Origin of the sequence: Rhodococcus sp. NPDC056743 (assembly GCF_042790355.1) — a bacterium.
Classification (GTDB): domain Bacteria; phylum Actinomycetota; class Actinomycetes; order Mycobacteriales; family Mycobacteriaceae; genus Rhodococcus_F.
Genome location: NZ_JBHTZI010000005.1, coordinates 146,428 through 164,606, shown reverse-complemented (window position 1 = coordinate 164,606; position 18,179 = coordinate 146,428). Strand labels below are relative to the sequence as shown.

The 18,179-nt window shown below is 61.9% G+C and carries 15 protein-coding genes; 9 read left to right on the top strand and 6 right to left on the bottom strand.

What is annotated here, in order from left to right:
- From ACFRFQ_RS12970 to ACFRFQ_RS12955, 4 genes are all read left to right on the top strand, one after another.
- Positions 1 to 2,352 (top strand): DUF6049 family protein, encoded by a 2,352-nt coding sequence (locus ACFRFQ_RS12970; protein ID WP_378658565.1) that lies wholly within the window; start codon positions 1 to 3, stop codon positions 2,350 to 2,352.
- A complete protein-coding gene (locus ACFRFQ_RS12965) occupies positions 2,349 to 6,233 on the top strand; it encodes a murein biosynthesis integral membrane protein MurJ (RefSeq protein WP_378657819.1) in 3,885 nt (1,294 codons plus the stop codon). The genes ACFRFQ_RS12970 and ACFRFQ_RS12965 overlap by 4 nt, the downstream gene beginning before the upstream one ends.
- 49 nt (positions 6,234 to 6,282) lie before the next feature.
- Entirely contained in the window at positions 6,283 to 6,864 is a 582-nt protein-coding gene (gene sigM / locus ACFRFQ_RS12960) for an RNA polymerase sigma factor SigM (RefSeq protein ID WP_378657816.1), read from the top strand.
- Between the two features lie 63 nt (positions 6,865 to 6,927).
- Positions 6,928 to 7,626 (top strand): hypothetical protein, encoded by a 699-nt coding sequence (locus ACFRFQ_RS12955; protein ID WP_378657813.1) that lies wholly within the window; start codon positions 6,928 to 6,930, stop codon positions 7,624 to 7,626.
- A gap of 57 nt (positions 7,627 to 7,683) precedes the next feature.
- Here ACFRFQ_RS12955 and ACFRFQ_RS12950 read toward each other — a convergent pair whose 3' ends face one another.
- Complete coding sequence (locus tag ACFRFQ_RS12950; RefSeq protein WP_378657811.1) at positions 7,684 to 8,247, bottom strand: helix-turn-helix domain-containing protein; 564 nt, start codon at positions 8,245 to 8,247, stop codon at positions 7,684 to 7,686.
- Between the two features lie 98 nt (positions 8,248 to 8,345).
- On the opposite strand from ACFRFQ_RS12950, the gene nox reads away from it, so the two are divergent.
- From nox to ACFRFQ_RS12925, 5 genes are all read left to right on the top strand, one after another.
- The gene (nox, locus tag ACFRFQ_RS12945) at positions 8,346 to 9,530 is read left to right on the top strand and encodes a 4,4'-dithiodibutanoate disulfide reductase (protein WP_378657807.1); all 1,185 of its coding nucleotides are present in this window, start codon (positions 8,346 to 8,348) and stop codon (positions 9,528 to 9,530) included.
- A 56-nt stretch (positions 9,531 to 9,586) separates the two neighbouring features.
- The gene (locus ACFRFQ_RS12940) at positions 9,587 to 10,168 is read left to right on the top strand and encodes a TetR/AcrR family transcriptional regulator (protein WP_378657805.1); all 582 of its coding nucleotides are present in this window, start codon (positions 9,587 to 9,589) and stop codon (positions 10,166 to 10,168) included.
- Between the two features lie 110 nt (positions 10,169 to 10,278).
- On the top strand, positions 10,279 to 11,286 hold the full coding sequence (gene trxB, locus ACFRFQ_RS12935) for a thioredoxin-disulfide reductase (protein WP_378657802.1): 1,008 nt from the start codon (positions 10,279 to 10,281) through the stop codon (positions 11,284 to 11,286).
- Positions 11,287 to 11,320: 34 nt separating this feature from the next.
- A complete protein-coding gene (trxA, locus tag ACFRFQ_RS12930) occupies positions 11,321 to 11,644 on the top strand; it encodes a thioredoxin (RefSeq protein ID WP_378657799.1) in 324 nt (107 codons plus the stop codon).
- Positions 11,645 to 11,772: 128 nt separating this feature from the next.
- Positions 11,773 to 12,960 carry an N-acetylmuramoyl-L-alanine amidase gene (locus ACFRFQ_RS12925; RefSeq protein WP_033235298.1) on the top strand — a complete coding sequence of 396 codons (1,188 nt, stop codon included), beginning with the start codon at positions 11,773 to 11,775 and terminating at the stop codon, positions 12,958 to 12,960.
- A gap of 10 nt (positions 12,961 to 12,970) precedes the next feature.
- Here the strand turns inward: ACFRFQ_RS12925 and ACFRFQ_RS12920 are convergent, their stop codons facing one another.
- The 5 genes from ACFRFQ_RS12920 to ACFRFQ_RS12900 all read right to left on the bottom strand — a co-directional run bounded on the left by ACFRFQ_RS12920 (position 12,971) and on the right by ACFRFQ_RS12900 (position 18,175).
- Positions 12,971 to 13,654 (bottom strand): GNAT family N-acetyltransferase, encoded by a 684-nt coding sequence (locus tag ACFRFQ_RS12920; protein ID WP_378657795.1) that lies wholly within the window; start codon positions 13,652 to 13,654, stop codon positions 12,971 to 12,973.
- A 256-nt stretch (positions 13,655 to 13,910) separates the two neighbouring features.
- Positions 13,911 to 14,984 carry a ParB/RepB/Spo0J family partition protein gene (locus ACFRFQ_RS12915; RefSeq protein ID WP_378657793.1) on the bottom strand — a complete coding sequence of 358 codons (1,074 nt, stop codon included), beginning with the start codon at positions 14,982 to 14,984 and terminating at the stop codon, positions 13,911 to 13,913.
- Between the two features lies 1 nt (position 14,985).
- On the bottom strand, positions 14,986 to 16,041 hold the full coding sequence (locus ACFRFQ_RS12910) for a ParA family protein (protein WP_378657791.1): 1,056 nt from the start codon (positions 16,039 to 16,041) through the stop codon (positions 14,986 to 14,988).
- Between the two features lie 60 nt (positions 16,042 to 16,101).
- A complete protein-coding gene (gene rsmG / locus ACFRFQ_RS12905) occupies positions 16,102 to 16,782 on the bottom strand; it encodes a 16S rRNA (guanine(527)-N(7))-methyltransferase RsmG (protein ID WP_378657788.1) in 681 nt (226 codons plus the stop codon).
- A gap of 811 nt (positions 16,783 to 17,593) precedes the next feature.
- Positions 17,594 to 18,175 carry a protein jag gene (locus tag ACFRFQ_RS12900; protein ID WP_378657784.1) on the bottom strand — a complete coding sequence of 194 codons (582 nt, stop codon included), beginning with the start codon at positions 18,173 to 18,175 and terminating at the stop codon, positions 17,594 to 17,596.
- Positions 18,176 to 18,179 lie beyond the last annotated feature (4 nt).

Here is an 18,179-nt window from a genome sequence, read left to right as displayed (position 1 = left end):
ATGGCTCTACGGCGAGCTGGCATCGCCGCTCTGGTGATGGCCGCTGTCGGTGTGACCGGATCGCTCGGAGCGGGTCCGGCGCACGCACTCCCCACCTCGGGCGACAAACACGTTCAGGCACCGCGCACCAGCACCGACGGCAAGTTCCTCGAGCTGTCCATCGAATCCACGACACCGACCACCATCACGACAACCAGCACTCCCACCGTGGTGGTGAAAGGCACGGTCAAGAACGTCGGCGACCGCCCCGTCGAAGACGTCGGAGTTCGGTTGCAACGAGCGCCGGCCATCGACAACGCCGCCGACGTACGCGATGCCCTCGAATTCGACCAAGCCATCTTCGACACGGTCGGCGAGTTCGACACCGTCGCCACCACCCTCGAGCGCGGTGAATCCCGACCGTTCACCCTCTCACTGCCACTGCGCAGCACTACCGAAACCTCACTCGAGATCTCCGAACCCGGCGTCTATCCGATACTTGTCAACGTCAACGGCACCCCCGAATACGGCGGCGCGGCGCGACTCGACGACGCGCGTTTCCTCCTCCCGGTTCTGGGTGTTCCCGGCACGACCGCCACCAGTACGTCAAGCACCTCCGCAAGCACCTCCGCCACAGCCGTCGTGGCGCCCGATACGTCGAATCCCGTCGGCGTGACGATGATGTGGCCGCTCGCTACTGCTCCCAGCCTGGTCGGCGGAATCCCCGGATCCGTCAATGACCCGGTCCGTCTGATCAACGACGACCTCGCCACCGAACTCTCGGACGGCGGACGCCTCGACGCGCTTGTCGACGCCGTCGAAAACGCCACGAAGCCCGAGATCGACGCCGACGACAAGGTGCGGGATTCACTGTGCCTCGCCATCGACCCGGACCTGGTGATCACGGTCGACAACATGACCCGCGGTTACCTGGTCGTCGACAACGCGGCAGACCCCTCGGGCCCCGCCCACGACGGTCGCGGACAGGATGCTGCGTCCAATTGGTTGCAACGAATCAAGACGCTGGCAGCATCGATGTGCACGACATCCGTCCCGTTTGCGCAGGCAGATCTCGCGGCAGTCGGTACCGTCGCCCATCCTGAACTGACGGCGACGGCCATCGACCGACCGGCCGACATCGTCGACAACATTCTCGGTGTGACCTCGCTCCGCAATTTCGTGTGGCCGGATTCCGGCGTCCTCGATTCCGTCACCGTCGACACACTGAGCACCCGGCCGACAACCACCCTCGTCGCGGCCTCGTCCGTGGATTCGAGCGAGGCGCAACTGTCGTCCCGCATCACCGACACCGTCGACGCACTTGCCTTCGACACGGCGGCGGCCGCAGCTTTTGCCGCGACCGGATCCAACCCGTCGACACCGTCGTACATCGACGAGGACACCGCGCCGCAACTCGAAACGGAATCGCGGGTTGCCCGGCGCCAGGACGCACTCGGTGCCATGGCGTGGTCCGCGTTGACTCCCACCGCCGTGCCGCGCAATCAGATTCTGGCGCCGCCGCAACTGTGGAGCGCCGACGCGAACGACGCCGGCGCGATGCTGTCGATGCTCGCCACGCTCATCCGATCCGGCCTGGCGACACCACAGTCCCTTCCGGCGCTGCTCGGGACACAACCAGGCTCCGCCGACACGGCAACTCTCGAATATCCGGAGCGGGCAACTCAGGACGGTCCGCAAACATCCGTCATCGACACCGCACAGGCCCAACTACCGCGGATCGACGCTCTGGAACTCTCACTCGTCGACGACCCGCAGGTTCTACTCACTCCGCGATCCTTCACAGCGCCGCTGCGCGAGGACCTGCTGCGCGCGATGAGTTCTGCCAATCGGCGCGACACCAATATCTTGTCTGTCCGCAACGCCGAACGCGCTGCAAGCATCCGCGCGAGCAACGTGACCACCAGCGTCAACGGCCTCTATCAAGCCGTCAGCGTTGTATCGCCGGGCGGCGTGTACACACTGGCGTCCGGACAAAGCCCGCTGCTCCTCGTGGCTCGCAACGAACTGCCGATCGCCATCAACGTCAACCTGCGGGTGGACGCGCCGCCGGAAATGAAGATCAGTGACATCGGTCCCAAACAATTGCCGCCACGCGGTAGCCGACAATTGACTGTGCCAGCGGAAATGAACGATTCTCGCAAGGTGGTCGTGAACTTCTCGCTCACCACCACCGACGGGTTCCAATTGGGCACGCCGACCAGCGTGACCGTACGGTCGAATGCATACGGTCGTCCGTTGGCCGCTGTGACTGCCACAGCAGGAGGATTGTTGTTGTTCTTGGCCGGACGACGGCTGTGGCATCGATATCGGGGTCAGCCTGACCCAGCTGATGAAGGGTACAAACGTTCATGACCGGGAATCCGCCTGAGGGCAAACGGTCCGCGATCACGCGCCGGAGCACCGCAACCGCGTCACATCCGCGCATGCCACCGTGGGAACGCGGGTACCCGATCCAGCCGGTCAACCCGGACGCACGTTTCGACGACTCACCCACCATGACCATTCCGGTGATCCGCGACTACCCGCGGTACCGAGAAGCGGAAATGGAGTTGGCGGGTCGGACCGTCGCCGAGTCCGGCGAGATCGATCCCGACTCACACGTCGAAGCCGGCGACCGCAAGGAAACCAACTCCCGACTTCTCGCCGCGACGGGTTCCATCGCCATCGCGACGCTCACGAGCCGTATCACGGGATTCGCCAAGCAGCTCATGATCCTGATGGTCCTCGGGCCGGCTATTGCCAGTTCGTTCACCATCGCGAGCCAGATCCCGAACATGATCGCCGAACTGGTCCTCGGCGCAGTTCTGACCGCGATCGTCGTACCCGTCCTGGTCCGGGCCGAACGCGAGGACAAGGACAAGGGCGAAGCCTTCATCCGACGCCTCTTCACGGCAGCTCTTGTCCTTCTCGGCATGGCTGCTCTGCTCGCGACCGTTGCCGCGCCCTTGCTCACCAAATACGTCTTCCTGTCCGAAGACGGCAAGGTCAGCACCGACCTGACGACCGCCCTCTCCTATCTGCTGCTGCCGGCAATCCTGTTCTACGGACTGTCTGCGCTGTTCACGGCGTTCCTCAATACCCGTCAAGTCTTCAAACCCGGCGCCTGGGCGCCGGTGCTCAACAACATGGTCGTCCTCGTGGTGCTCGTGATCTACCGCCTGACTCCGGGTGAGATCTCGCTGGATCCAGTCTCGATGGGTGACGCAAAACTGCTCACTCTCGGTATCGGCATCACCGTCGGCGTCATCGTGCAGGCCGCAAGCCTCATCCCTGCGCTACGACGCGAGAACATCTCCCTCAAGCCTCTCTGGGGTCTCGACGACCGTCTACGTCAGTTCGGCGGTATGGCCGTCGCAATCGTGTTGTACGTCCTGATCAGCCAGATCGGCATGATCTTCGCGACGCGTATTTCCTCGCACGCCGACGAAGCCGGCCCCGCGATCTACAGCCAGGCCTGGCTGCTGCTGCAGTTGCCGTACGGCGTCCTCGGCGTGACGGTTCTGACCGCGATCATGCCGCGTCTGAGCCGCAACGCCGCAGCCGACGACACGCCGGCCGTCGTCGACGACCTCTCCGTCGCGACGCGTCTGACCATGATCACGCTTGTCCCGATCATCATGTTCCTGACCTTCATGGGACCCCAGGTCGGTGAAGCGCTCTACGGCTACGGCCGCTTCGGCCCCGAGCAGGCCGAGCGCCTCGGTACCGCTGTCAGCTGGTCCGCGTTCACCCTGATCCCGTACGCCCTGGTGCTGATCCAACTCCGCGTCTTCTACGCCCGCGAACAAGCGTGGACACCGACGTGGATCGTTCTCGGCATCACCGCTGTGAAGATCGTTTTCTCCGCTCTGGTCCCCCTGGTTGCATCCGATACCGATCAGGTCGTGATCCTGCTCGGTGCGGCCAACGGCCTCGGCTACATCACGGGCGCTGTCATCGGCGGGTACCTCCTGCACCGCAGCCTCGGAAACCTCCAGATGGCCAACGTCGGCAAGACTGTGTGGTCCGTCGTACTCGCCTCTCTGGCCGGTTCACTGACAATGCTTGCTGTCGACCGGGTACTCGGATTCCACAAACTCACCGAGAATCTGGGTGGTCCCGGATCCTTCATTCGCGTAGCTGTCGGCGGCATTCTCATGCTCGCCATCACCTTCACGATCCTGTACTTCAAGAAGATCCCCGAAGTGCGCTCGGTAACGGTTGCCGTCTCCCGCAAGATTCGTTCTGTGTTGGGTCGCCCCGAGCCGGCATCGAAGTCGGCCACCGGTAATGCGGCGCAGCGTGACGACGATGCTGTAACCGAGCTGATCCCGGCCGTGCGAACGGAATCGAACCAGCACGAACGACCAGGTGCGCTGCCGTACCCTGGTCCTGGAACCACAAGGTCGCAACCCGCACAGAATCGGGGATGGGCAACCGAAAGTGAAGGAGCGAGGGTGAGCGACGACAAGGTCTCTGACGACAAGAATGCCGGAACTTCTGCCGTGAAAGAGTCCACGTCGGCCGGGGCGGCGCCTACGGCTGCGCCGCGAGCAGAGGCTCCCCGGAAGCAGTCACCACAGCAGCAAGCGCCGCAGAAGCAAGCACCGCAGCAGGCGCCGCAGACACGTGCACTCAAGCCTGAGCCCCCCAAGGCCGTGCCGAACAAAGCAGTGCCGCCCGCCGGATCTGCCAAGACGCCTCCGGCTGCACCTGCATCCGCACCTGCATCTGCATCCCGGCCCGCTCCCCGCGGACCGAAGCTCATTCCGGGTGCCTCGGTCGCCGGTGGTCGCTACCGTCTGCTCGCGCCGCACGGTGGAACTCGCGGACTGCAGTTCTGGGAAGCACTCGACGTCAAACTCGATCGCGAAGTAGCCCTGACGTTTGTCGACGCGGAACAGCGCGGCGACGACAACGCGCAGTCCGGTCCGCAGGCTGTGCTCTCCCGTACCTTGCGTCTGGGACGAATCAACTCGCCCGGCCTCGCCCGCGTCCTCGACGTCGTTCGTGGCAGCTCGGGCGGCATCGTCGTCGCAGAGTGGACGCCCGGCCGATCACTGCGTGAAATGGCTGAGACGACGCCGTCGCCCATCGGTGCGGCGCGCGCGATCCGCAGCCTCGCAGCTGCTGCCGAGGCAGCTCACCGCTCTGGTGGTGCCTTGTCCATCGATCACCCCGATCGGGTGCGCATCAGCATCAACGGCGACGCCGTACTGGCGTTCCCCGCAACGCTTGCCGACGCGGATTCCACCAGCGACGTTCGTGGTCTGGGCGCCATGCTCTATGCCCTCATCACGGCTCGGTGGCCGCTGGCGGAGCCGTCGGCCGGACCCGTCGGTGGGTTGCTACCGGCCGGCCGCGATGCTTCCGGGAACCCCGTCGAGGTGCGGGGAATCCGTCCCGAGGTGCCGTTCGACATCTCGGCCGTTGCCACGCGCGCCCTGCAGGCAGAGAGCGGAATCCGTACTGCCGCAACGGTGCAACATATTCTCGATCAGGCGTCCGTAGTCAATGACAAGACGGAACTGATTCCGGCCCTACGCCTCGGACATCGCGACCCTGGCAACTCCGGGCATGCTCTGACGGATCCCGAGGCGATCGAAGCCGAGAAAAAGAAGTCGACGCGCATGCTTGCCGCGTTGACTGCGCTGGGCGTCTTCACCGTGATCGTGCTGATCCTGCTCGGCGTGTGGGTGGCCAGCTTCCTGTCCGGTAGCAGTTCCAATACTCCGCTGAGTGAACAGAGCTTCGGCTTGACCACGGAAGCGTCTGCGCCCGAGGAAACTTCGGCGCCCACCCCGCTGGTTGCCACGGCTCCGATCGGTGCGTCCGCAGTGGCTGTGTTCTCACCGCAGGGCACCCCGGATCAGCCCGCTACGGCAAAGAACGCCATCGACGGAAACCCCGCAACGGAGTGGTCCACGGACGCGTACTTCCAGCCCTTCCCGTCGCTGAAGAACGGCGTCGGCCTGATGGTCACGCTGGACGACGCCGCGACTTTGAAGAACGTTGCCATCACGTCCGGTTCGCCGGGTAGCGTCGTAGAAATCCGTTCTGCCCCTTCTGCCGGAACAACTCTCGATCAGACGAAGCAAATCGGGACCGGAACTTTGAAGAACGGTGTAACGGAAATTCCGGTTACCACCGACAGCCCGAGTCAGTACGTTCTCATCTGGATTACCGAACTCAGCACGCAATCCGGACAAAACCAAACAGCCATCTCGGACATAACGTTCAACGCTGCTCGTTAGCCCGTCCCTGACCCCTCCGGAAGCCCCACTCCTGGGCTAACATCCGCCCGTGCACACTTATCGGGGGGGCACCGGGGGCGAGGCAACGGATGTCGAATTACTGACAGCACATGTGGCGGGCGATCCACATGCTTTCCGTGAATTGCTGACCCGGCATCAGGATCATCTCTGGCACGTTGCCCGGCGTACCAGCTATTCGGACGAGGACGCCAGTGATGCCTTGCAAGAAGGCTTGCTGTCCGCGCATCGCAACGCGTCCAAGTTCCGCCGCGATGCCGCGGTGCGGAGTTGGCTGCACGCGATAGTTGTCAACGCGTGCCTGGATCGGATTCGACGAAACAAGTCACGCCAAGCCTTTTCGCTCTCTGCCGACAATGCGGAGGAACCACGCGATTCCCACGATCATGTCGAAGCTGTGGACATGAGGATGACCGTCGATCAAGCTTTGGCGCTTCTGCCACCTGAACAGCGCGCTGCCGTCGTTGCGGTCGACATGGAGGGTTATCCCGTAGCCGAGGCCGCAATTCGGCTGGGCATCCCCGTAGGAACGGTGAAGAGTCGCTGCGCTCGCGCCCGCAAGCGCCTGGCCGGAGAACTGGCCGAGTTCGGTGGCGGCGGGAACCGATCGTGACGTCGGCGCGTCTAATCCTTGTGAGCACCGGAACAGGTGGCCGCGCGCAGAAAGGGGAGGCTCGTGAACGACTCGTACGTTCCCGCCCCACCTTTCTCCGAAGACCTACTGGCCGATCTTCACGGTGATGTTCTCGATCCGGAAACCAGTGCTGCCTTGTGGCTCGTCGTCGAAGAGGACCCGGAAGCACTGGCGTTCATCAGAAACCTCGACAACGTCAGTCATTCACTGCGCACATGGGATGAGCGCTTCGCCGCGCACGAACCCATGCCACCCGAGTTGGCAACTCGCATTCACGCCGTCTTGGATGACGAGTGGGAACAGCAACGCAGTTCCGATTCGACGGTGGTATCCATCAATCGCTCGCGTCGTCGGATATTGATTGGCAGTATTGCTGCAGCTGCCATAGCCGTTGTGGCGGTGTTGATTGCAGTCCGCCCCGCCGAGCCAGATACCGTCGTCACGGCGCAACCGACACCCACCGTCAGCGAGAACCCGGCGCTCGAGAGCTTCCTTGCCTTGATGGGATCCAAAGCTCTCGGACCACTGGAGGATCCACTCGAGCTGGCGGGTTGCCTGCAGGCAAACGGATTTTCCGCAGATGAACCAGTTCTCGGCTCGGGCGAGGTCACCGTCGACGGCAACCCAGCCGTGGTTCTCCTGCTACGCGGTACGCAGCCACGTCAGATCACCATTCTCGCGGTCGGCCCCGATTGCAGAGCCGACAACCCGAACACGTTGTCCGTCAACACTATCGGCTAGTTCATTTCTCGGTCTTCATTTCTCAGCGTTCATTTCTCGGCGTTCATTTCTCGGCGTTCATTTCTCGGCGGCAGGCAGCAACATCGCCAGGATACGTTCGCGGAGCGCTTCCGTATCATCTTCCACCGCAATGAGACTCGAAAACATCGCAGCTCCCGCCGCCATCACGAGCACAGCTTTTGCGTCCAACAATGCACCGTCACGGTCTTCCGAATCTTCCAGAAACAACTGAGTACTCGGCCCACTGAAACCGCGCCACAATTCGTTGCGCAAATCGTCGTGATCGCGCAATGCTGCCAACAGGCCAGGCGCCGCGGCACGAACCTCGGGCCGGGAGAACAACTGCGCGCTACCGGCCACCACCCAGCGGATCCACCCTTCCCGATCCGTTCCCGCGAAAGGCGTCAGATCCGGGGTGGCGCCGAGGATCGATCCGAGAACCAAATGAGCTTTCGACGACCATCGACGCGACATCGACGCCCGACTGACTCCGGCTCGGGCAGCAATCGCGCGCAGGCTCAGTTGCTCCCAACCGACCTCGAGAAGCATGGTTCGGGTGACTTCGAGGACTGTGTCGTCGATGCGTGGGTCTCGGGGGCGACCAGATCCTGTGGTGTTCATCGTCTCGAATTGTCGAACAGATTTGGCGTCGGCGCTATATCGTCATATATACGAGTCCACTGGCACCGTAATGGATCCGCCGAAGCAGGAAGAAGAAAATGACCCCCACGATCTTCGAACCGGCCCGTCTCGGGCCCCTGACCTTGAAGAACCGCATCATCAAAGCCGCCACCTTCGAAGGTGTGATGCCGCGGGGAGCGATCTCCGACGACCTGATCAACTTCCATGCCGAGGTCGCTCGCGGCGGTGCTGCCATGACCACCGTCGCGTACTGCGCCGTCTCACCCAGTGGTCGCGTGCACCGCGACACCCTCGTCATGAACGAAAAGGCACTGCCCGGACTGCGCCGTCTGACCGACACGGTCCACGCCGAAGGAGCACTTGCGGCCGCGCAGATCGGCCACGCCGGACTGGTTGCCAACACCCTCTCCAACAAAACCAAGACCCTGGCTCCGTCGACGCGCTTGAGTCCGCCCGCGATGGGACTCGTCAAGGGAGCAACACTCGCGGAACTCGACGGGGTTGTCGCCGACTACGAGCGCACCGCACGCATTGCCGTCGACGCCGGATTCGACGCCATCGAGGTACACCTCGGCCACAACTATCTGCTCAGTTCGTTCATGAGCCCGAACCTGAACAAACGCCACGATCAATACGGCGGAACCGTCGCCAGGCGTGCCGAATATCCGCGTCGGGTGATCGAAGCCGTCCGGCGGGCAGCCGGACCCTCGGTTGCCGTCACCGCGAAGTTCAACATGTCCGACGGCGTTCCCAAAGGGTTGTGGCTCGATCAGAGTCTGCCCATCGCCAAGATCCTCGAGGTCGACGGCCATCTCGACGCCATGCAATTGACCGGCGGCAGTTCACTTCTCAACGGAATGTACTTCTTCCGCGGCGACGTTCCGATGGCGGAATTTGTTGCGTCCCAGCCCAAACTCGTGGGTTACGGCCTCAAACTGTACGGCCCGACACTCTTTCCGAAGTACCCCTTCGAGGAAGGTTTTTTCCTTCCCTTCGCCCGCCAGTTCCGCGAGGCCCTTAACCTTCCACTTATCCTGCTCGGCGGTATCAATCGCGTCGACACCATCGAGGGCGCACTCGACGAAGGCTTCGAATTTGTAGCCATGGCTCGGGCGCTACTCCGAGATCCACAGTTGATCAACAAGTTTCAGTCGGAATCGGTTTCCGAAGGACTGTGCGTCCACTGCAACAAGTGCATGCCCACCATCTATACCGGCACGCGCTGCGTCGTCCGAGAGGCGCTGCGCCCGGCGACCACGTAGCCCGCAGCTCCCCACTAGGCTGTTCGACAACCGAGCAGCGTACGAAGGGAGTTCACGTGCCACGGATCAACGCCCCCACCGTCGGCGAGCATCGCGCAGCGCAGCGTCATGCACTTCTGAGCGCTGCCCGTGAGGTGCTTGCCGAAGGAACCGCGGACATCCCGTCGTTCGGTGAGATAGCCGCGCGCGCCGGCCTGGCTCGATCCAGCGTCTACCAGTACTTCAACTCCCGGCAGGACCTACTCGACGCACTGGTCGAGGATTCGTTCCCGCGGTGGTCACAGAAGTTGACCAAGGCCATGGCCGAAGCCGACGGGCCGGCCGGTCGCATCCTCGCGTACGTCGACGCCAATCTGACCTTGGCCGCAGATGGCGAGCATGCGATCGCGGCGTCGCTGAGCCAGATTGCATCCGGCCCGAAGTTCGACGAGAAGAGTCGGGCACTGCACGCCGATCTTGTCACTCCGCTGCTGCACACGCTGCAGGAGCTTTCCGCAGGCGACCCGGCCGGTATGGCCGAACTGATCAACGCGGTAGTCCATACCGGCGTCCGGCAGATCGAACGCGGCACCGATCCGGATCTGGTGCGTCGAAATGCGGCCGCCCTGGTGGCGCCGTATGCAGCCGACCCCAGCTGAGCGCCTCGCCACTTTTGCGACGAGCCCGGGAACAACACCCCTTATCCTGGTGTTGATCGGTACGGCTCTCGGGAATCGACGGGCCTGCACTTAACTACTGGAAGGCCCGCATGACCACCCAGCTGGAAAACAAGCCCACGGTCCATGACGTCATCATTGTCGGTTCCGGTCCCGCCGGATACACCGCTGGTGTCTACACCGCGCGTGCTGAACTCCAGCCCCTGCTCTTCGAGGGAACCCAGTTCGGCGGCGCTCTCATGACCACCACCGAGGTCGAGAACTTCCCCGGATTCCGCGAAGGCATCATGGGACCCGACCTCATGGAACAGATGCGTGAGCAGGCTCTGCGCTTCGACACCGACATCCGCACCGAGGACGTCGACGAGATCGACCTGAGCGGCCCGATCAAAACCGTCGTCGCGAACGGCGAAACGTACGCCGCGCACGCGATCATCCTCGCGATGGGCGCCGCAGCGCGCTACCTGGGGATTCCCGGTGAAGAGCGTCTCCTCGGCCGCGGCGTCAGCGCCTGCGCCACGTGCGACGGCTTCTTCTTCCGCGACCAGGACATCGTGGTGGTCGGCGGCGGCGACTCCGCTATGGAAGAAGCAACCTTCCTCACCCGCTTCGCCCGCTCGGTCACCCTCGTGCACCGCCGCGAGGAGTTCCGTGCCTCGCGCATCATGCTCGAGCGCGCCAAGGCCAACGAGAAGATCCGCTTCCTCACCAACGCCGAACCCATCGAAGTTCTGGGCGAGAACAGTGTCACCGGCCTCGTCGTCCGCGACACCGTCACCGGCGAGACCTCCACCCTCGAGATCACCGGCATGTTCGTAGCCATCGGCCACGATCCCCGCAGTGAGCTCGTCAAGGGCCAGGTAGACCTCGACGACGCCGGCTACGTCCGCGTCGCTCCCGGTTCCACCGCAACATCCGTCGACGGCGTCTTCGCGGCCGGCGACCTGGTCGACCACACGTACCGTCAGGCCATCACCGCTGCCGGCACCGGATGCTCCGCTGCGATCGACGCCGAACGCTGGCTCGCCGACCGCGGCGACATCACCGCAAACACCCTCGATGCCGCCGGTCATACCGTCGACGTCGTCGGCGCCCCCTGATCCCCGCTCGTTCACAACCCTCGAGGAGTAACCAGTGTCGAATACCGTCACCATCACCGACGATTCCTTCAAGCAGGACGTCTTGGGCAGCGACAAGCCCGTTCTCGTCGACTTCTGGGCAACCTGGTGCGGCCCGTGCAAGATGGTCGCCCCGGTCCTCGAGGAAATTGCCGGTGAGAACAGCGACAAGCTGACCATCGCCAAGCTCGACATCGACGCCAACCCGGCCGCAGCTCGCGACTTCCAGGTCATGTCGATCCCGACGCTGATCCTGTTCAAGGACGGGCAGCCCGTCAAAACCATCGTCGGCGCAAAGGGCAAGGCTGCGCTGCTCAAGGAACTCTCGGACGTACTCTGAGTACTCTGTGAACGTGGGGGATTCTCGCAATCCCCAGGTTTTCTGAGATAATCGATCGATGTGCCTGATCAGATTCATTTCCAGGCACATCGATCGAATTCTTTTGCCGATCTGAGAGGTTTTCACGCATGCATCGACTCCGACACGGTGATCACGGCCCGGCCGTCGCCGAGATTCGGGGCACATTGACGAAGCTGGGATATCTGCATCACATCCCGTCCAGCATTCGACGTGAAAGCGGCGACGGTGCCCATTGGGTAGCGCCGGACGTCATCTTCGATCATCACCTCGACAGCGCCGTTCGTGCCTTCCAGCAGCAACGTGGGCTGCTTGTGGACGGCATCGTGGGCCCGGCAACGTATCGGTCCATTCGTGAGGCGTCGTACCGCTTGGGCGCCCGCACTCTGATCTACCAGCTGTCCGCCCCGCTGTACGGCGACGACGTGGCAGCTCTGCAGACCAAACTTCAGGATCTCGGCTTCTACTCGGGGCGCGTCGACGGTTTCTTCGGGCCGATGACGCACGAGTCGTTGTCGTCGTTCCAGCGTGAGATCGGCATTGCCGCCGACGGTATCTGCGGCCCCCAGACTCTGCGTTCTCTCGATCTTCTCGGAACTCGTGTCACAGGCGGTTCACCGCACGCGATCAGCGAGGAAGAACTGGTCCGGCGCAAGGGCCCGCAGCTGGGCGGCAAGCGGATCGTCATCGATCCCGGTCTGGGCGGACCGTCCACCGGAGCAATCGTGAACGGTATCTCCGAGTCCGATGTGCTGTGGGATCTTGCGATGCGCCTCGAGGGGCGGATGGCCGCAACCGGAATGGAGACGTTCCTCTCGCGCCCGCACAATGTCGATCCGTCCGAGGCCGATCGCGCATCGACGTCCAACGCGTTCGATGCAGACCTGATGATCTCGCTGCGGTGCGACAGCAATCCCAGCCCGTCGGCAAACGGTGTGGCGAGTTTCCATTTCGGAAATTCACACGGTTCGGTCTCGAAGATCGGTCAGATTCTCACCGGGTTTGTCCAGCGCGAGATCGTTGCCCGAACTCCGTTGCAGGACAACAGGACTCATGGTCGCACGTGGGAATTGCTGCGGTTGACCAACATGCCGACGGTACAGATCGACCTCGGGTACCTCTCCAATGCGAATGATGCTGCGGTGCTTACGAATCCGCGTATGCGCGACACCATCGCCGAGGCTATCCTGATTTCGGTCAAACGCCTGTACCTGCTCGGGCAGGACGATCAGCCCACCGGTACGTTCACGTTTGCCGAGCTTCTTGCAGAAGAACTTTCGGTATCGGACCGCAACTGACGCGCGTTTCCTACACGCGCGTCAGTTCACCGACCTGAATCATCTCGAGGGCCGCGGCCTGGAGGAGTCGATCGAGGGCTTCCTCGACGTCGACCTTCCACTCGTGGTCCCGATTGAGTTCGAGCCGCAAGCGCGGGTACCGATGATGGGGCGCGACAACCTCGAAACCGTAATCCTCGAGAAAATCTGCGCTGATCATGCATTCCTGGGGTGAACATTCCAGTGCCGCAGTTGCCGACGCGATATCCGAAGCCGACTCCTGCTCGTCTGCGCGGATTCCGAAAGCTTCGAGCGCACGAACACCTCGGCGGACAAGATCGGTCACCACAGCGGAAATGAGGGCCGGCCCGAGGCTTTCCTCGATGCCCGACGGCTCCAGCCGAAGACTGGTCAGCAGAACCGCGTCGGAGCCGACGGGACTGGTGGGAAACATCTGCGCCCGCGGAATGCTGCGGGGAGGGGCATAGAGAGCACTGCCGAGTGGTTTTCCGTCCTTGACCGCAACCTGGCCGCAGGATCCCCACTCGAGCATGACCATCGACAGCCACGCTTCTTTTTCGAATTCCTGATCGCAGAATCCGCGCGCCTCGTGAAGCGCCGCCGGATCCATCTCCCAGAACACGCATCGTCGAGCGTGTGCCGAGAGTTGATCGAGACCGTCAAGACGCAGCGATGTGATGACGTGAGTCGACACTGGCTAACTCACTTCCGTAGGTCGCGATCTCAATTTTGGTCTCTGTCGAACATGTAGATCTCCGCCGCACATTTTTGCCCCACCCGACGCGTTTTCCTTCTCCAGAATAAGCCACCACAACTCCGTTTGCGCTGTCACTGCACGTCCCACATCAAAACTGTTGCGGTTCAATGCATTTCACTGTGATGACGCGTTCGCTGTTGCCATTTTGTCACAGTGACGAAACTAGCTGGTATGACTGGGTGTCGACGTTTCGTCACTTGTTCGATTTCTGCGCTTCCATCATGCCCACGATGCGCTGAAGGTCGTCCACCGAGCCGAACTCGACCACAATTTTGCCCTTCCGCTTACCCAAACTGACCGTCACGCGAGTGTCGAACGAGTCGGACAACCGCTCCGCCACATCCTGCAGACCCGGCATCACAATCGGCTTCCGCTTCTGCGGGGGAGCGATCTCATTGTCCGCACGGTTGGCCAAAGTGACAGCTTCCTCCGTCGCTCGGACCGACATTCCTTCCGCCACGATGCGTGCCGCCATCACTTCCTGAGCGTCGGCACCCGCCTCGAGGGAGAGCAATGCACGAGCATGCCCGGCCGACAGAACGCCCGCAGCGACGCGTCGTTGGACAGCCACCGGCAGCTTCAGCAGACGGATCATATTGGTTACGACCGGGCGCGAGCGACCGATGCGGTTCGCCAACTCCTCGTGCGTCACTTCGAATTCTTCGAGCAACTGCTGATACGCGGCAGCCTCCTCGAGGGGATTCAACTGAACACGATGAATGTTCTCGAGAAGCGCATCACGCAACATCGAGTCGTCGTCGGTCTCACGAATAATCGCCGGAATCTTCTCGAGGCCGGCTTCCTGGCTCGCACGCCAGCGACGCTCACCCATGACAAGTTGGTACTTGTCACCGTTGCGACGAACCACGATCGGCTGCATCAAACCGAACTCGCGGATGGAATGCACCAACTCGGCAAGTGCTTCCTCGTCGAAAACGTGACGCGGCTGCTTCGGGTTGGTTTCGATCAAACTCGGTTCGATCTCGAGATAGACAGCCCCGGCGGGTGCTAGTTCAGACTCGAGTTCATCCGCAGTCGACACCGCGGTCTTTGCGGCAGCAGCTTTGGATTTTGCCGTTTTCGGGGACGCTGTCTTCGGTGGGGGAGGGGAGGGGTTGGCTTTCTCGCCGTCAATTTCACCGCTTCCCACTTCACCGCCGATGATGAGGTCTGCCGCCGCCGCGCCCAATCCTGGTGCAGTAGCCGGACCGGTAGGAATCAGTGCGGCAAGGCCTCGGCCCAGTCCGCCTTTACGTGCCTGGCTCATCTCACTGCTCCTGCGTCGTAGTGGTGACAGAGCGTCCGGCCAATTCGCGGCCGGCATCGAGGTAACTCATTGCCCCGCGTGAACCCGGGTCGTAATCGAGAACGGTCATGCCGTAGCCCGGGGCTTCGGAAACCTTGACGCTTCGGGGAATCACGGCCCGGAGAACGGTGTCGCCGAAGTGCTTACGCACCTCTTCTGCCACCTGGTCGGCAAGCTTGGTACGACCGTCGTACATCGTCAGCAGAACGGTCGAGACGTGCAGATCGGGGTTCAGGTGTGCCTGCACCAATTCGATGTTTCGCAGCAACTGCCCGACACCCTCGAGGGCGTAGTACTCGCACTGAATCGGGATCAGAACTTCCTTGGCCGCAACCATCGCATTGACCGTCAGAAGTCCGAGAGACGGTGGGCAGTCGATGAGGACAAAGTCCACGTCCAACTCAGCGAGCACCTTCTCGTTGAGCGCACCCTTGAGACGATTCTCGCGAGCCACCATCGACACCAGTTCTATCTCGGCACCGGCCAAATCGATGGTCGCGGGGATGCAGAGTAGCCGTTCACTGTGCGGGCTTGTCTGGACCGCGTCAACGGCCTTCACTTCGCCGATGAGGAGTTCATAGCTCGAAGGGGTACCCGAGGTGTGAACGACACCCAACGCGGTGCTGGCGTTGCCCTGAGGGTCCAAATCGACCACGAGGACGGTAAGCCCTTGGAGGGCAAGCGCAGAAGCAAGGTTGACGGTTGTTGTTGTCTTGCCGACGCCACCCTTCTGGTTGGCAATCGTGATGACACGACGGTAAGCCGGCTTGGGCAGCGTCACCGAATGTGGGTGCAGCACCTGGCTTGCGCGGTGAGCGGCAGCGCCGATCGGGGTCTCTTCCGACGAGATTCCGGAATAGGGAGCCGTGAAATTCTCGTCGTCATTGATCACCGGATCGGCGTTCACGCTCGGTTGCGGCGTCGCTGTTTCACGTGAAACAGCGGACTCTGGCGACGTGACTGCTTCGGGCTCAGTAACTACTTCCGGTGAAACCACGGCTTCAGATCGACCCGACATTAACTGCTCCTTCGATTGCGAATCGACCACTGCGTGCTCTCATCATGTGTACTTCCTTCGTCATCGCTGACGCCGTTTCGGGAGACGCTCAGCCTTGACAACGACTGTGGGTGTCCGGAGAAATTCGGAGCCGCACTCGAGTATTTCGAACTTTCCCGCGCCGAGTTTGGTCAGGGCGGTGCGGTCTCGCTCGATCTCTTCCGCAGCGCTCGAACCCTTCAGGGCAAGCATTCGGCCATGCTCGTGTATGAGGGGGAGTGACCAACGGGCCAGCTTTTCCAACGGCGCAACTGCTCGCGACGTCACTACGTCGGCACCGCCCGCTTCCTTCACGACACCCGATTCCTCGGCGCGTCCACGAACAACCAGAACATCCAATCCGTTGGATTCGATGAACTCGGCGAGATACACAGACCGTCGTAGAAGCGGTTCAACCAGAGTCACTTTGAGATCCGGTCGCGCGATTGCGAGAGGGATTCCCGGCAGCCCGGCTCCACTTCCCACATCGACAACGGACTCACCTTCGGCGATCAACTCACCAATGACAGCGCAGTTGAGCAAGTGACGTTCCCAGAGACGCGGCACCTCGCGAGGTCCGATGAGCCCGCGCTCGACGCCGTCCGTTGCCAGAGATTGGTAATAGCGTTCTGCAATGTCGTATCGATCGCCGAACACAGCGCGCGCAGTCGCTTGTTCATCCCAGTCAACCGACGCCGCACCATTTTGTTCCACGTGAAACATCCTCCCGCGTATGCCGCGAAATCAACAATCAAGACCAAAGTTATTATCCGTGTTATCACCGACAAGTGTTCACTTCTACGCATCGACTCGCTGTGAGTCTGCCAACTCAATCGCGGTCGCGCCAGGTTTCACGTGAAACATCCTCCTCAAAAAGGACACCTTCTCGGAAAATATCATCACAGTGACGAAACTAGGTAGGGGTCCTGTATGGGCCAGATTCATCGCTGAATTTCTCTAATTTGTTGGTTTTTCGGTGAGGCGTTTCACGTGAAACCATGCGGCGCAGAATTGCTGCGGGATACATTCTCACGCTGACACTTAGCGACACATGGCTCGCGTTCATGGAGGCGCTAGCAAACGAGCTCCGATCACTGCCGCGGAGGTTCGCGAGTTCAACTCACTTCATGATGGCCAGGAACAGCCAACAGGGGGAGGGGACAATCGGTAGCCTGTTCGCGACTTCGGTTAGGAAGGCGCGAATGAAGCCGATCCGATACGGCGACAGCACTCTGCGGCTACCTCCGCCGGAGCCGACTGAGATTCGAAATCCGTTCCCACTGACGAGCTTTTGCCGTCACAGATCGGTCCCGAAGATGACCTGATCGACATCGAGGTTGTCCGTCGAACAGTGATCGACACACGGAGTGTCACATTCGTGTCGGTGGTGACGGGTATCGACAACGAGGTGATCGTTCACGAAACTTCTGAAGAGGGCCTCCGTTTCACGTGAAACCGATAGTCGACAAATAGAAAAGAATGCGAGCCCCGGATTGAATCCGGGGCTCGCATTCTTGTACTGCTGAGGGGAGGGTCAGTCCTTCAAGACAACCACTCGGCGTGACGGCTCAGCACCCTCACTCTCGCTCGATACGCCCTTCACCTTGGCGACGGCGTCGTGCACGATCTTGCGTTCGAACGGCGTCATCGGCGCCAGTTCTTCACGCTCACCGGTTTCGAGAACACGTGCAGCAGCCTCGGCACCGAGAGCGCTGAGTGCTTCGCGGCGCCCAGCACGCCAGCCGGCGATATCGAGCATCAGGCGGCTACGTTCGCCGGTGGACTGCTGGACGGCCAGACGGGTCAATTCCTGGAGAGCGTCGAGAACCTCACCCTTGCGACCAACCAGCTTGGTCAGATCGTCGCCACCGTCGATGCTGACGATCGCACGATCGCCCTCGACGTCCAGGTCGATATCCCCGTCGAAGTCGAGTACGTCGAGCAACTGCTCGAGGTAGTCGCCGGCGATTTCGCCTTCTTCGATCAGGTCGTCGTCGGAGTCGTCGATGTCTGAATCTTCAACGTCCGAGTCTTCGACGTCGGTAACGGGCGCAGCGATTTCAGTGCTCACGTCTGCGTTTTCTCCATCCAAAGCGGTGTCAGCTTCACTGGACATTGGT